The sequence below is a fragment of the Azospirillum brasilense genome, assembly GCF_022023855.1.
GTDB lineage: Bacteria > Pseudomonadota > Alphaproteobacteria > Azospirillales > Azospirillaceae > Azospirillum > Azospirillum brasilense_F.
In genome coordinates, this window is sequence record NZ_CP059452.1 from 571,331 (window position 1) to 586,037 (window position 14,707).

Below are 14,707 nucleotides of genomic sequence, written 5' to 3' on the forward strand. Positions count from 1 at the left end.
ACGGACGACTGCGCGGCGGAGTGGTAAGAACGGAGTCGTCATGCCCGCATCCGACGAGGGTGGGCGGAGCATTGCAGCCGTGGACCGGGATGCGATCCTGGGCGCGGTCGCGACGCTGCGCGAGGATGGAGTGCGCCTGCTGTCCGATCTGGTCCGGAGCCCCAGCCTGCTGGGGCAGGAAGGCCCGGCGCAGGATCTGATGGAACGGATCTTCCGGGACATGGGCCTGGAGGTGGACCGCTTCGCCATCGACGAGGAGGCGCTGAAGGCCCAGCCCGGCTGGTCCCCCTCGCTGATCTCCTACGAAGGCCGCGAGAACGTCGTCGGCGTCCACAAGCCCCGGCGCGCGACCGGCAAGTCGCTGATCTTGAACGGCCACATCGACGTGGTGCCGACCGGGCCGGAGGAGCTGTGGTCCGCCCCGCCCTTCGAGCCGGTGGTCCGCGACGGGCGCCTCTACGGGCGCGGCGCCGGCGACATGAAGGCGGGCATCGCCGCCTACGTCATGGCCTTCAAGGCGCTGCAAAGCCTGGGCGTCCAGCCCGCCGCACCGGTCTATCTCCAGTCGGTGGTCGAGGAGGAATGCACCGGCAACGGCGCGCTCGCCTGCGTCGCCCGCGGCTACAAGGCCGACGCCGCGGTGATCCCGGAGCCCTTCAACCACACGCTCCAGATCGCCCAGGTCGGCGTGATCCGCTGCGAGCTGGAGGTGACGGGCCGACCCGCCCATGTGCTCGACACCGGCGCCGGGCTGAACGCCATCGAGGCGGCTTTCCGTGTGCTCAAGCATCTTAAGGCGCTGGAATCGGCCTGGAACCACCCCGACGGGCGGCATCCCGCCTACGCCCACCATCACCACCCCTACAACCTCAACGTCGGGCACATCGACGGCGGCGAATGGGCGTCCTCCGTGCCCACCCGCTGCCGGATGGAGCTGCGCTTCGGCTTCCCGCCGGGCCGCGCCGCCGCCGAGGTCAGCGCCGAGATCGAGCGCGCGGTGGCCGAAGCCTGCCGCAGCGATTCCGATCTCAAGGGAATCGACGCCCGCGTCGTCTTCCGCGGCTTCCAGGCGGAGGGCTGCACGCTGGACCCCGATCACCCGATGCTGGAGGCGCTGGACGCCGCGCACCGGTCGATCTTCGGGACCCCGGCGCCGAAGCTGGCCCAGACCTGCACCACCGACGTCCGCAACTTCCTGCTCTACGGCGACACGCCGGCCACCTGCTACGGCCCGGAGGCGGAGCGCATCCACGGCATCGACGAGTCCGTCTCGCTCGACAGCATGGCGAAGGTGACCGCCGTGCTCGCTCTGTTCATGGCCGACTGGTGCGGCCTCGAATCCATCGATCCATAACGGTCGCGTGACGAGAATCAACAATAAGGGGGCTTCAGACATGAGCAATCGTTTGCGTCACTTTCGTCAAACCCTGACCGCCGCGGCACTGGCCGCAGCATTGGCGGCGCCGCTGGCGCTGACCGTGCCCGGTGTCGCCGTGGCGCAGGAGCGCGGCGGCACGATGAACATCATCGTCCAGCCGGAACCGCCGATCCTGGTGCTGGGCCTGAACCAGCAGGGTCCGACGCAGACGGTCGCCGGCAAGATCTACCAGGGCCTGCTGACCTTCGGCTTCGACCTGAAGCCGCAGCCGGAACTGGCGGAAAGCTGGGAGGTCTCGCCCGACGGCAAGGTCTACACCTTCAAGCTGGTGAAGAACGCCAAGTGGCACGACGGCAAGCCCTTCACCGCCCACGACGTGGTCTTCTCCACCTCCAAATTCCTGATGGAAACCCACCCGCGCGCCCGCGCCACCTTCTCCAAGTGCGAGAAGATCGAGGCGCTGGACGACCACACCGTCCAGTTCACGCTGAAGGAGCCGTTCGGCCCGTTCCTCCAGGCCTTCGAGGTGTCGTCGGCCCCGATGATGCCGAAGCACATCTATGAAGGGACCGACTTCAAGGCCAATCCGGCCAACGCCACCCCCATCGGCACCGGCCCCTTCAAGTTCAAGGAGTGGAACAAGGGCTCCTACATCCACCTCGTCCGCAACGACGAATACTGGAAGGCCGGCAAGCCGTACCTGGACGACATCTATTTCCGCGTGATCCCCGACGCCGCCTCGCGCGCCGTCGCCGTGGAGCAGGGCACCGTCCAGCAGACCCAGTTCAACGACATCGAGACCTTCGACGTCCCGCGCCTGAAGGGCCTGCCCAACGTCGAAATGACGACCAAGGGCTACGAGTTCTTCGCGCCGCTGTCCTGGATCGAGATCAACACGCGCAACAAGCCGCTGGACGACAAGCGCTTCCGGCAGGCGATGATGCACGCCATCGACCGCAAGTTCATCCGCGACAAGATCTGGTTCGGCCTCGGCCGTCCGGCGACCGGCCCGGTGAACTCGGTCACCCGCTTCCACGAAGCCAACGTCAAGAAGTACGACTTCGACCCGAAGAAGGCCGAGGCGCTGCTCGAGGAGGCCGGCTACAAGAAGGGCGCCGACGGCACGCGCGCCAAGGTCCGCCTGCTCGTCATGCCCTACGGCGAGACCTGGACCCGCCTCGGCGAGTATGTGAAGCAGGCGATGAAGCGCGTCGGCGTCGACGTGACGCTGGAGACCACCGACGCCGCCGGCTGGGTCAACCGGGTGTCCAACTGGGACTACGACCTGAGCTTCAACTTCGTCTACCAGTACGGCGACCCGGCGCTCGGCGTGACGCGCACCTACGTCTCGGAGAACATCCGCAAGGGCGTGATGTTCTCCAACACCATGGGCTACTCCAACCCCGAGGTGGACAAGCTGTTCGCCCAGGCCGCCCAGACCAACAAGGACGATGAGCGCCAGCAGCTCTACTCCGCCGCCCAGAAGATCCTGGTCGAGGACGTGCCCGTCGCTTGGCTGCTGGAGATGGAGTTCCCGACCTTCGTGGACAAGCGCTTCAAGAACGCCGTCACGACCGCCATCGGCGTGAACGAGAGCTACGACAGCGTCTACATGGTCAAGAAGTAAGAAAAGGGAGCGGTTGCCCCCACCCCATCCCTCCCCCGCTTCGCAGGGGAGGGGGCCAAATTCCCTCCCTTGCGATAGCGGGGGAGGGTTAGGGAGGGGGGCAAAACGCATCCCGGGAGTGACAACATGCCCCGCATCGCCCTATTCATCTCACAGAGGCTGGTGAAGGCGGTCTTCGTCGTTCTGGCGATCGCCGTGTTCAACTTCTTCCTGGTCCACGCCGCGCCCGGCGATCCCGCCGCGGTGATGGCGGGCGAGGCCGGGGCCGCCGATGCCAAGTTCGTCGAACAGCTCCGTCAGCAGTTCGGCCTCGACCGCCCCCTGTACGAGCAGCTCGGCACCTACATGTCCAAGGTGGTGCAGGCCGACCTCGGCTATTCCTACCGCCAGCAGCGTCCCGTCTTCGACCTGCTGATGGACCGCCTGCCCGTCACCCTGTCGCTGACGCTGACCGCCTTCGTGCTGGCCCTGCTGGGCGGCATCGCGCTGGGCACGCTGGCGGCGATGCGCGCCGGTACCTGGTCGGACACCGCCATCACCGTGGTCGGGCTGACCGCCTACGCGACGCCGATCTTCTGGATCGGCCTGATGCTGATCCTTCTCTTCTCGGTCAATCTCGGCTGGCTGCCCGCCTTCGGCACGGAAAGCATCGGCGCCGGCTACACCGGCTGGGACGCCTTCGTCGACCGGGCGAAGCACCTCGTGCTGCCGGTGACCACGCTCGGCCTCTTCTACATGGCCGTCTACACCCGGCTGACCCGCGCCTCGATCCTGGAGGTGCGCGACATGGACTTCGTCAAGACGGCGCGGGCCAAGGGCCTGCCGGAATGGCGCATCGTGTCGGTGCACATCCTGCGCAACGCCATCCTGCCCGTCATCACGGTGGCGGGGTTCCAGGCGGGCCACCTGATCGGCGGCTCCATCCTGATCGAGACCGTCTTCGCGCTCCCCGGCATCGGGCGCCTCGCCTTCGAGGCCGTGTTGCAGCGCGACTATCAGGTCCTGCTCGGCATCTTCCTTCTGACCTCGGTGGTGGTGGTGGTGTTCAACCTGCTGACCGACCTGATCTATTCCCTCGTCGATCCGCGCATCGAGGTGGCGCCATGACCGCCGCGGCCATCGCCCCCGCCCGCAAGGGCTCCGGCTTCTGGGGCGCCTTCGCCCGCAACAAGGGCGCGGTGATCGGTCTGGCCTTCCTGACCCTGATCATCCTGATGGCGGCCTTCGCCGACGTGCTCTATCCGGACAGCCCGTGGGACATGACCGCGATGCCCTTCCAGCCGCCGCTGTCGGAGGATGCGCTGCTCGGCTCCGACACGCTGGGCCGCGACATCGCGGCGGGCATCGCCCATGGGGCGCGGGTGTCGCTGCTGATCGGGCTGACCTCGACCGCCGTCGCCGTGCTGATCGGCGTGTTCCTGGGGGCCGTCTCCGGCTTCTACGGCGGGCGCGTCGACGATCTGGTGATGCGCTTCACCGAGCTGTTCCAGACCATCCCGAACTTCGTGCTGGCCGTGGTGCTGGTGGCGATCTTCACGCCGTCGCTGACCTCCATCGTGCTGGCCATCGCCATCGTCTCCTGGCCGCCGCTGGCGCGGCTGGCGCGCGGCGAGTTCATGAGCCTGCGGAGCCGCGAATTCGTGCACGCCGCGGTGACCACCGGCCAGTCGAACATGACGATCATCTGGCGCCAGATCCTGCCCAACAGCCTGTCGCCGATCATCGTGTCGGCCTCGCTGATGGTGGCGACGGCGATCCTGCTGGAAAGTTCCCTCTCCTTCCTCGGGCTCGGCGATCCGAACCTGATGAGCTGGGGCTACATGGTGGGTGCGGCCCGCACCGTGATCCGTCAGGCTTGGTGGATGAGCTTCTTCCCCGGCATCGCGATCCTTCTGACCGTGCTCGCCCTCAACCTCGTGGGTGAGGGGCTGAACGACGCGCTGAATCCCAAGCTGGCGCGAAAGGGCCGTTCCTGATGACCGAGACGCCTCTCCTCGACGTCCGCAACCTGACCATCGACCTGCCGCGCGGCGCCGACCGTCCGCACGCGGTCGAGGACCTGACCTTCACGCTGGAGCCTGGGGAAATCCTCTGCGTGGTCGGCGAGTCCGGGTCGGGCAAGTCGATGACCGCGCACGCCGTGATGGGCCTGCTGCCCAAGGCGGTGACGGTGTCGTCCGGCGAGATCCGCCACCAGGGCACCAATGTGTTCAGCCTGCCGGAGCGCGACCAGCGCGCGCTTCGCGGCGGCCGCATCGCCATGATCTTCCAGGAGCCGATGACGGCGCTGAACCCGCTGATGCGGGTCGGTGACCAGATCGACGAGGTGCTGCGCTACCACACCACGCTCGACCGCGCCGCCCGCCGGGCGCGCGTGGTGGAGCTCCTCGCCTCGGTCGGCCTGCCGGAGCCGGACCATCTGCGCCGCAGCTACCCGTTCCGCCTGTCGGGCGGCCAGCGCCAGCGCGTGATGATTGCCATGGCGCTGGCGGTCGAGCCGGACATCCTGATCGCCGACGAGCCGACGACCGCGCTCGATGTCACCACCCAGAAGCAGATTCTGGAGCTGATCCAGGACATCCAGGCCAAGCGCCGCATGGGCGTGATGTTCATCACCCACGACTTCGGCGTGGTGGCGGAGATCGCCCACCGCGTGGCGGTGATGCAGCGCGGCCAGATCGTCGAGATCGGCACCGCCGAGGAGGTCCTGAACCGTCCGAAGCACCCCTACACCCGCCAGCTCATCGCCGCCGTCCCGCACCTGATCGAGCACCGCGAGGACTTCACCCACGCGCGCCAGCCGGTGCTGACGGCGGAGAAGGTGTGCAAGACCTTCCACCTCGGCGGCGGCTTCTTCACGCCGGGGCGCAAGGTGGTGGCGGGCGACGACCTGTCGCTGACCATCCACCAGGGCGAGACGGTCGGGCTGGTCGGCGAATCCGGCTCCGGCAAGTCGACGCTGGGCCGCTCCATCGTCGGATTGATCAAGCCGGACTCGGGCAGGATCCTGTTCGAAGGGGTCGATCTGCTGTCGCTGTCGCGCCCGGCCTTCCGGCCCTACCGGCGGCACGTGCAGATGGTCTTCCAGGACCCCTACGCCTCGCTGAACCCGCGCCACACCGTGGGCGACATCATCACCCAGGGGCCGGTGGCCTTCGGCGAGGACCGCAGCAAGGCGCTCGACAAGGCGAAGGCACTGTTGAAGCTCGTCGGGCTCGACGCCTCGGCGGCGGAGCGCTTCCCGCATGAGTTCTCCGGCGGGCAGCGCCAGCGCATCTCCATCGCCCGCGCCCTGGCGCTGGAGCCGAAGCTGCTGGTCGCCGACGAGCCGGTGTCGGCGCTCGACGTGTCGGTGCAGGCGCAGGTGCTCGACCTGCTGGAGGATCTGCGGCACCGGCTGAACCTGTCGATGCTGTTCATCACCCACGACCTGCGCATCGCCGCCCAGATCTGCGACACCATCGCGGTCATGCAGAAGGGCCGCATCGTCGAGATCGGCCCGGCGAAGGAGGTGTTCGGCAACCCGCAGCACGCCTACACCCGCACCCTCCTGGACGCCATCCCCGGCAAGGGCTGGACCATCCCGGAGGATGTGGTTCCGGTGACGCGGCGGTCGGCCGCCCTGCGCAACAGCGCCTGACGGTACGAGGATGAAAGTCGCCGTCATCGGGGCCGGGGCGGTCGGCGGGCTAATCGCCGCGCGGCTGACCGCGGCCGGGCTGCCGGCCTCGCTGGTCGCCCGGCGGCGGACGCTCGACACGCTGCGGCGCGACGGGCTGACGGTCGAAGGCCCCTCGGGCCGTCCGGTGACGGTGCGGCCGCTGGTGACCGACGACACGCTGGCCCTCGGCCCGCAGGACGTGGTGGTGCTGGCGGTGCCCGCGCCGCTGCTGACCGACGTGCTGGACCTGCTTCTTCCCCTGCTGGGGCCGAAGACGCGGCTGGTGCCGGTGGTCGGCGGCATTCCCTGGTGGTACCCGGCGGGCGAGGCCATCGGCGGCCCGTTGGCTGTAGTCGATCCGAAGGGGCTGCTGTCGGACGCCATCCCGGCGGACCGCATCGTCGGCGCCGTCGCCCGCGTGGCCGTGGAGCGGCGAACCCCCGGCTATCTGCGGCATCTCGGCGGGCTGCGTCTCGCCCTCGGTCCGGTGGCGGGGAGCGAGGGTGCCAGGGATCTGGCAGCTCTGTTCGGGGCAGGCGGCTTCAACGCGCTGGCCGTGCCGGACATCCGGGCGGAGGTGTGGACGGCGCTGCTGGCACCCTTCGCCTTCGGCCTGCTCGGCCTCGCCACCGGCAAGACGGCGCAGGAGATCGCCCACGACGACGCGCTGCAGCCGACCTTCGCCGCGGTGGTGGAGGACGTGCTGGCCCTGTCGGAGGCGCTCGGCCATCCCGCGGCGGCGAAGGTCGAGGATGTGTGGACCATGGCCCAGCATCCGGGCCGCATCCGGCCGGCGCTGCGCGCCGACGTGGCGGCAGGCCGGCGGGCGGAGATCGAGGCGGTGCTGGACGCGCCGCTGGAATTGGCAAACAGGGCGGGGCTGAGCCTGCCCACGGTGACCGGACTGCTGACCGCGGTTCGCGCCGACACTCAACAATAATTCGGAATTGGGATCGGGATAGGGACCATGTCTGACCTGCGCATCGACGGCGACCGCCTGTGGCGGACCCTGATGGACCTCGCGACGATCGGCGCGACGCCGAAGGGCGGTCTGTGCCGTCTGGCGCTGACCGACCTCGACAAGGAGGGCCGCGACCTCTTCGTGCGCTGGTGCGAGGAGGCCGGCTGCACCGTGACCGTGGACGAGGTGGGCAACATCTTCGCCCGCCGTCCGGGCCGCAGCCCCGACCGTCCCGCCGTCTGCATGGGCAGCCATCTGGACACCCAGCCGACCGGCGGCCGCTTCGACGGCATCTACGGCGTGCTGGCCGGGCTGGAGGTCATCCGCAGCTTCAACGACCAGGGCATCGAGACGGACGCCCCCATCGACCTGATCGTCTGGACCAACGAGGAGGGCGCGCGCTTCTCCCCGCCGATGCTCGGCTCCGGCGTGGCGATGGGCGTCTTCACGCTCGACCATGTGCTGGACATCCGCGACACCGACGGCGTCCGCCTGGGCGACGAGCTGGCGCGCATCGGCTACAAAGGCGAGGTCCCGGTCACCGGCCACGCCATGGGCGCCTATTTCGAGGCGCACATTGAGCAGGGCCCGGTGCTGGAGGCCGAGGACGTCGAGATCGGCGTGGTGACCGGCGCACAGGGCCAGCGCTGGTACGAGGCGACGGTGACGGGCCGCGAATCCCACGCCGGGCCGACGCCCATGCGCCTGCGCCGCGACGCGCTGGCGGGTGCCGCCGTGATGATGGAGGCGGTGGAGGCCATCGCGCTGGAGGTCGGCGGCGACGCCTGCTCGACCATCGGGCGCGTCCAGGTCCACCCGGACTCCCGCAACGTCATTCCCGGCCGCGTCTGGTTCACCATCGACCTGCGCAACCCCGACCCCGACGCGCTCGCCCGCATGGACGCCCTGCTGCGCGAGCGGCTGGCCGCCATCGCGGACAAGCGCAGCCTGACGCTGGAACTGACCGACTTCTGGGCCTTCCCGACCACGCCCTTCGCGCCGGAGCTGGTCGGCCATGTCCGCCGTTCGGTGGAGCGGCGCGGCCTGAGCCACCGCGACATCGTGTCCGGGGCCGGCCATGACGCGGTCTATGTCGCCCGCAAGGTGCCGACGGCGATGATCTTCATCCCCTGCGAGAACGGCCTCAGCCACAACGAGGCGGAGAACATCAAGCCTGAACACGCCGCGTCCGGCTGCGCGGTGCTGGCCGACGCGGTTCTGGCGACCGCTGGGTAAAGCACAATTCTCCCTCTCCCCTCTGGGGGGAGGGAATCCATTCACTCCGGGAGCCTGTCCATGCGCTACGTCTTTGCCGAGGCCCAGTTGCGCCATCGTCCGCCGACCTTCCTGGTGCGCGGCCAGCCGAAGCCCTCGCCGGAAAAGGCGGAACGGGCGGAGGCGCTCGTCGGCTCCCTGCGGGCGCGCGGCGTGACGGTGGAGGAGCCGCCGTCCTACGGCGCCGGCCCGCGCGCGGCGGTCCATTCCGCCGATTACCTGCGCTTCCTGGAAACCGCCCACGCCCGCTGGTCGGCCCTGCCCGACGCGTCGGAGGTCATCGTCCCCAACGTCCACCGCAACACCGACATGGCCGAATATCCCACGGGCATCGTCGGTCAGGCCGGCTGGCACATGGCGGACACCGCCTGCCCGATCGGCGCCGGAACCTGGGAGGCGGTCTGCGGCGGCGCCGACACGGCGGTCCACGCGGCGCTGATGGTGGCGAGCGGGCAAGAGCGCGCGGCCTACGCCCTGTGCCGCCCGCCGGGGCACCACGCGTCCCGCGACATGGCCGGGGGCTTCTGCTACATCAACAACGCCGCCGTCGCCGCCCAGGCGATGCTGCCGGTGCTGGCCCAGCAGGGCCGCGCGCCGCGCGTCGCCGTCTTCGACGTGGACGTCCATCACGGCAACGGCACGCAGGCGATCTTCTACGAGCGCGACGACGTGCTGGTCGTGTCGATCCACGGCGATCCCAACAACTTCTACCCCTGGTTTGCCGGCTACGCGCACGAGCGCGGCAAGGGCCGCGGGCTCGGCAGCAACCTGAACATCCCCCTGCCCATGGGCACCGAGGAGTCCACCTTCCTCGACGCGGTGGACGGGGCGCTGACCCACATCGCCGCCTTCGGGCCGGAGGCGCTGGTGCTGTCGCTGGGCTTCGACACCTACGTCGGCGACCCGCTGGCCTTCTTCAAAGTGACGACGCCGGGCTTCGCCACGCTCGGCCGCAAGATCGCTGGCGCCGGCTTGCCGACCGTGGTTGTGCAGGAGGGTGGTTACGACTGCGACGCGCTGGCGGTGAATCTTGCCAGCTTCCTGGACGGTTTCGAGGGCGGACTCACGGAGGCGGCACGATGATCGGCGCGGAAATTCTGGTCCGGACGCTGGTGGCGAACGGCGTCGACACCTGCTTCGCCAACCCCGGCACGTCGGAGTTGCACGCGCTGGCCGCCTTCGACAGCATGCCCGGCGCGCGCTGCGTGCCGACGCTGTTCGAAGGGGTGGCGACGGGCGCGGCGGACGGCTACGCCCGCATGACCGACCGCCCGGCGGCGACGCTGCTGCATCTCGGGCCGGGGCTGGCGAACGGCTTGGCGAACCTGCACAACGCCCGGCGCGCCTGCGTGCCGATGGTCAACATCGTCGGCGACCACGCGACGTGGCACCGCGGCGTCGACGCGCCGTTGACCTCCGACGTGGAGGGGCTGGCGAAGCCCATGTCGGCCTGGGTGCGCACGGTGCCGGACGCCGCCTCGGTCGCCGCCGACACGGCGGAGGCCATCCGCGCCGCTCTGACCCCGCCCTGCGGCGTCTCGACTCTGATCCTGCCGTCGGACTCCTCCTGGGACGACACGGCGGCGGCGGAGCCGATCGTCGTGGAGCCGCCGACCCCCACCGCCCCGGACGCCGACGCCCTGCGCGCCGCCGCCGACGCCCTGCGCGGCGGGGAGCGGGTGGTCGTTCTGCTGAACGGCCGCGCCACGCGGGCGGAGGGGCTGGCCCTGGCCGGGCAGATCGCCGCCGCGACCGGCGCCAAACTCTACGCTCACACCGGTGCCACCCGCATCGAGCGCGGGGCGGGCCGCGTGACGGTGGAGCGCTTCCCCTACCCCATTGACCTCGGCATTGCCGCGCTGGCCGGGGCGAAGCACGTCGTCCTGATCGGCTCGGGCGAGCCGGTCGGCTTCTTCGGCTACCCGGACAAGCCCAGCCGGCTGGCGCCGGAGGATTGCCGCATCCACAACGTCGCCCCGCCGGGCAGCGACGCCCTGGCCGCCCTGCGCTGGCTGGTCGAGGCGATGGGCGCCGCCGGGACGCCCGTTCCGGTGCAGCCGCTCGCCCTGCCCGAAACGGCGACCGGCGCTCTTACCGCCGACAGCGTCGGGCAGTCGCTGGCGGCCCTGCTGCCGGAAGGCGCCATCGTGGTGGACGAGGGGATTTCCTCCAGCCCCATGGTCTACACGGCCTGCGCCGGGGCGCGCCCGCACGACTGGCTGACCATCACCGGCGGGGCCATCGGCATCGGCATGCCGCTGGCGCTCGGTGCGGCCATCGCCTGCCCCGACCGCAAGGTGGTGACCGTCCAGGCGGACGGCAGCGGCATGTACACGCTCCAGGCCCTGTGGAGCCAGGCACGCGAGCAGGCCGACGTGGTGACCATCATCTTCGCCAACCGCCGCTACGGCATCCTGCAATGGGAGCTGGGCAACCTCGGCTTCCGAGACATGGGTCCGAACGCCCGCAACTGCACGGAACTGGGCCGCCCGGACCTCGACTGGGTGGCACTCGCCCGCGGCATGGGAGTTGAGGGCGGACAGGCCACCGACGCAGAGAGCTTCAACCGCCTGCTGACAGCCGCCTTCGCCCGCAAGGGCCCTTTCCTGATCGAAGCGGTGATTTGACGAACAACAACATTCCCTCGCCCCCTCAAGGGGCGAGGGAGATAAGGGAGGAAACCATGACCACGCCCAAGAAGAGCGCGCGGAAAGTCATCATCACCTGCGCGGTCACCGGCTCCATCCACACGCCCAGCATGTCGCCGCACCTGCCGGTGACTCCGGACCAGATCGCGGCGGAGGCCATCGCCGCGGTGGAGGCCGGGGCGGCCATCGTCCACTTGCACGCCCGCGACCCGGAGACCGGCCGCCCCACCCAGGACCCGGAGCTGTTCCAACGCTTCCTGCCGCGCATCAAGCAGGCGACGAAGGCCGTGGTGAACATCACAACGGGCGGCAGCGCCGCCATGACCGTGGAGGACCGGCTGCGCCCCGCCGCGCAGTTCCAGCCGGAAGTCGCGTCGCTCAACATGGGCTCGATGAATTTCGGTCTGTTCCCCATGCTGAACCGCTTCAGCGAATTCCAGCACGATTGGGAGCGCACCTATCTGGAGAACAGCCGCGACCTCGTCTTCAAGAACACCTTCAAGGACATCGAGCACATCCTGAAGACCTGCTCCGGCAACGGGACGCGCTTTGAGTTCGAATGCTACGACATCTCGCACCTCTACACGCTGGCCCATTTCCTGGACCGCAAGCTGGTGACGCCGCCGCTGTTCGTGCAGTCGGTGTTCGGCATCCTGGGCGGCATCGGCGCGCATCCGGAGGACGTGATGCACATGAAGCGCACCGCCGACCGGCTGTTCGGGGACCAGTATGTGTGGTCGGTGCTGGGCGCTGGGCGCAACCAGATGCCCATCGCAACCCAGTCGCTGGCGCTGGGCGGCAATGTGCGCGTCGGGCTGGAGGACAATCTGTGGGCCGGTCCGGGCCGCCTCGCCACCTCCAACGCCGAGCAGGTCGCCATGGTCCGCAAGCTGATCGAGGGGCTGGCCTTTGAGGTCGCGACGCCGGACGAGGCCCGCGCCATGCTGTCGCTGAAGGGTGGCGACGCGGTGAGGTTCTGATCGGCGTTCCCACAACCATCCCGTTTAACCCTCTCCCCGGAGGGGAGAGGGGATTTCAGATGTGAAAGTCGTGCATCCACCCCACACCCGGAATCCCATGCCATGATAAGCCGCGCTCGGGCGCTGGATCTGTCGCTGGTGGGTCTCATCAGCGTCTGCTGGGGCCTGAACTGGCCCGCCGTCAAGATCATCCTCACCCAGATCCAGCCCTGGACGCTGCGCAGCCTGGGCTTCGCCGTCGGGGCGGCGGTGCTGTTCGCCTACGCGCGGTCGCGCGGGGAATCGCTGGCCGTGCCGCGCGGACAGCGCTGGCCGCTGGCCGCCGTCGCCCTGCTGAACATGGCGGGCTTCAACATCTGCTCCGCCTTCGGGCAGATGAACATGGCGACCTCGGGCGCGGCCATCATCGCCTACACCATGCCGGCCTGGGCGACGCTGCTGGCGATCCCCATCCTGGGCGAGCGTCCGGGGCCGCGCCAGTGGATGGGGCTGGCCTGCGGGCTGAGCGGGCTGGCCGTCCTGCTCGGCCCCGATCTGCTTCGGCTGGGCGCCCTGCCGCTCGGCCCCGCCTTCATGCTGACCGGCGCGGTGAGCTGGGCGCTGGGCAATGTCCTGATCAAGCGGACGGCCTGGACCATGGGGCCGAACGCCATCACCGGCTGGCAGTTCGCCATCTCCCTGCCGATGGTGCTGCCCTTCGCACTGGCGATGGACCCAGCCCCGACGTTGGCGCTGGAGCCCCGTGTGCTGGTCGCGCTGGTCTTCCACATCCTGGTGGCTATGGTCGGCGGCTACCTGCTGTGGTTCGCCATCGTGCGGCGGCTGAGCGTCGCACAGGCTTCGGTCAGCTCGCTGATCGTGCCGGTGATCGGCGTTACCGGCGCCATCGTCGTGCTGGGCGAGACGCCGCCGCTGCGCACCTACGCCGCGCTGGCGCTGATCCTCTGCGCCGTCCTGCTGGTCGTGATGGTGCGCGACAAGCGGCCCGTGCCAGCCCCGGCGCCGGTCACGGTGGAGCCGCGGGGGGCAGGTTCTCCCTGAAGATGACCTCGATGCGCGGCGGCTCCACGCCGTGCATCGCCTCCCGCCCCGCGCGCAGATTGGCGAAGACGGCGGCGCAGCTCATCAGGGCGCTGCGCGGGTCCTGGGTGATCACCGCCTCCATCGTTCCGTCGATCAGCAGCGCGCGCGTCTCCGGCGTGAAGCCGTGGCCGATGAAGACGACCTCGCGCTCCCGCCGCGCCTCCTTCAGCGCGCGGGCCACGCCCTCCGCCCCGCCGCCGATGGTGTAGATGCCGGCGAGGTCGGGGTGGTGGCTGAGCAGCGTCCGCGTCTGCCGGTAGCTTTTGGCCTCGTCGTCGTGGGCCTCGCGCAGCCCCACCACCTCGATGGCCGGGGCCATCTCCTTCAGGACGTTCAGGAATCCCAGCTCGCGGTCCTCGTGCGCGCGGTAGCTGAGGCTGCCGGCGATCATCGCGACCTTGCCCGCCCGCCCGCCGAGGAAGCGCGCGAACAGATAGCCCGCCGTCCGACCCGCCGCCCGGTTGTCGAGACCGACATAGGCGGCCCGGCGACAGTTCTGCACGTCGGAGATCAGCGTCACCGTCGGCACGTTGCGCGCCGCCAGCTCGTTCACCGCCTCGCGCACCGCCGGATGCTCCAGCGCCATGAAGGCGACCCCGTCGACCTTGCGCCAGTGCTGGAGCAGGCTGCGCGCCAGCAGGTCCGGGTTGAAGCTCTTGATGAATTCGACCTGCGCGCGGATGCCCAGCGGGGCCAGCGCCGCCTCCGACTGCCGGATCAGCTGGCCGAGCCGCGTCAGGTAGCGGTTCGTCCCGTCCGGCAGCAGGAAAGCCAGCCGCACCGGCTTCGGCCCCAGCGCCGCGCCGAGGTCCGATTCCGGGATGTAGTCCAGCTCCGCCGCGGCCTTCATCACGCGCTGCACGGTCGCCGGGCGCACGCCGGGGCGATGGTTCAGCACGCGGTCCACGGTGGCCGTGGAGACGCCGGACAGCCGCGCGATGTCGGCGATCCGCGGCAGGCCACGGGTGTGTTCGGGGGGCGCGGCGACGGCGTCCGCATCATCCTGCATCACGGCTCAAAACCCTCCGATCCCATCAAATCACATCATCATTCGCGTTTGACACCGGCCATTCGCGCACATACCGTCCAACCAA

The 14,707-nt window shown here is 69.6% G+C and carries 12 protein-coding genes; 11 read left to right on the forward strand and 1 reads right to left on the reverse strand.

Annotated elements, in window-relative coordinates; translation table 11 throughout:
• The first annotated feature begins 40 nt into the window (after nucleotides 1-40).
• The 11 genes from H1Q64_RS29025 to H1Q64_RS29075 all read left to right on the forward strand — a co-directional run bounded on the left by H1Q64_RS29025 (nucleotide 41) and on the right by H1Q64_RS29075 (nucleotide 13,571).
• Nucleotides 41-1,354 (forward strand): M20 family metallopeptidase, encoded by a 1,314-nt coding sequence (locus H1Q64_RS29025; RefSeq protein WP_237907344.1) that lies wholly within the window; start codon nucleotides 41-43, stop codon nucleotides 1,352-1,354.
• Between the two features lie 40 nt (nucleotides 1,355-1,394).
• Nucleotides 1,395-3,005 (forward strand): ABC transporter substrate-binding protein, encoded by a 1,611-nt coding sequence (locus H1Q64_RS29030; RefSeq protein ID WP_237907345.1) that lies wholly within the window; start codon nucleotides 1,395-1,397, stop codon nucleotides 3,003-3,005.
• 126 nt (nucleotides 3,006-3,131) lie between these two features.
• Nucleotides 3,132-4,112 (forward strand): ABC transporter permease, encoded by a 981-nt coding sequence (locus H1Q64_RS29035; RefSeq protein ID WP_237907346.1) that lies wholly within the window; start codon nucleotides 3,132-3,134, stop codon nucleotides 4,110-4,112.
• Nucleotides 4,109-4,981, forward strand: a complete 873-nt coding sequence (locus H1Q64_RS29040) for an ABC transporter permease (RefSeq protein ID WP_237907347.1) — start codon at nucleotides 4,109-4,111, stop codon at nucleotides 4,979-4,981. The genes H1Q64_RS29035 and H1Q64_RS29040 overlap by 4 nt, the downstream gene beginning before the upstream one ends.
• Complete coding sequence (locus H1Q64_RS29045) at nucleotides 4,981-6,645, forward strand: ABC transporter ATP-binding protein (protein WP_237907348.1); 1,665 nt, start codon at nucleotides 4,981-4,983, stop codon at nucleotides 6,643-6,645. The genes H1Q64_RS29040 and H1Q64_RS29045 overlap by 1 nt, the downstream gene beginning before the upstream one ends.
• 10 nt (nucleotides 6,646-6,655) lie before the next feature.
• On the forward strand, nucleotides 6,656-7,606 hold the full coding sequence (locus H1Q64_RS29050) for a ketopantoate reductase family protein (RefSeq protein WP_237907349.1): 951 nt from the start codon (nucleotides 6,656-6,658) through the stop codon (nucleotides 7,604-7,606).
• Nucleotides 7,607-7,633: 27 nt separating this feature from the next.
• The gene (locus H1Q64_RS29055; protein ID WP_237907350.1) at nucleotides 7,634-8,863 is read left to right on the forward strand and encodes a Zn-dependent hydrolase; all 1,230 of its coding nucleotides are present in this window, start codon (nucleotides 7,634-7,636) and stop codon (nucleotides 8,861-8,863) included.
• Nucleotides 8,864-8,923: 60 nt separating this feature from the next.
• Nucleotides 8,924-9,985 (forward strand): histone deacetylase family protein, encoded by a 1,062-nt coding sequence (locus H1Q64_RS29060; protein WP_237907351.1) that lies wholly within the window; start codon nucleotides 8,924-8,926, stop codon nucleotides 9,983-9,985.
• On the forward strand, nucleotides 9,982-11,529 hold the full coding sequence (locus tag H1Q64_RS29065) for an acetolactate synthase large subunit (RefSeq protein WP_237907352.1): 1,548 nt from the start codon (nucleotides 9,982-9,984) through the stop codon (nucleotides 11,527-11,529). Before H1Q64_RS29060 ends, H1Q64_RS29065 begins: the two co-directional genes overlap by 4 nt.
• A gap of 56 nt (nucleotides 11,530-11,585) precedes the next feature.
• The gene (locus H1Q64_RS29070; RefSeq protein WP_237907353.1) at nucleotides 11,586-12,530 is read left to right on the forward strand and encodes a 3-keto-5-aminohexanoate cleavage protein; all 945 of its coding nucleotides are present in this window, start codon (nucleotides 11,586-11,588) and stop codon (nucleotides 12,528-12,530) included.
• 102 nt (nucleotides 12,531-12,632) lie between these two features.
• A complete protein-coding gene (locus tag H1Q64_RS29075) occupies nucleotides 12,633-13,571 on the forward strand; it encodes a DMT family transporter (protein ID WP_237907354.1) in 939 nt (312 codons plus the stop codon).
• Here the strand turns inward: H1Q64_RS29075 and H1Q64_RS29080 are convergent.
• Nucleotides 13,537-14,622: a LacI family DNA-binding transcriptional regulator gene (locus H1Q64_RS29080; RefSeq protein ID WP_174439114.1), complete on the reverse strand. Its 1,086-nt coding sequence runs from the start codon at nucleotides 14,620-14,622 to the stop codon at nucleotides 13,537-13,539. The two genes, H1Q64_RS29075 and H1Q64_RS29080, sit on opposite strands and share 35 nt — an antisense overlap.
• Nucleotides 14,623-14,707: the final 85 nt, after the last annotated feature.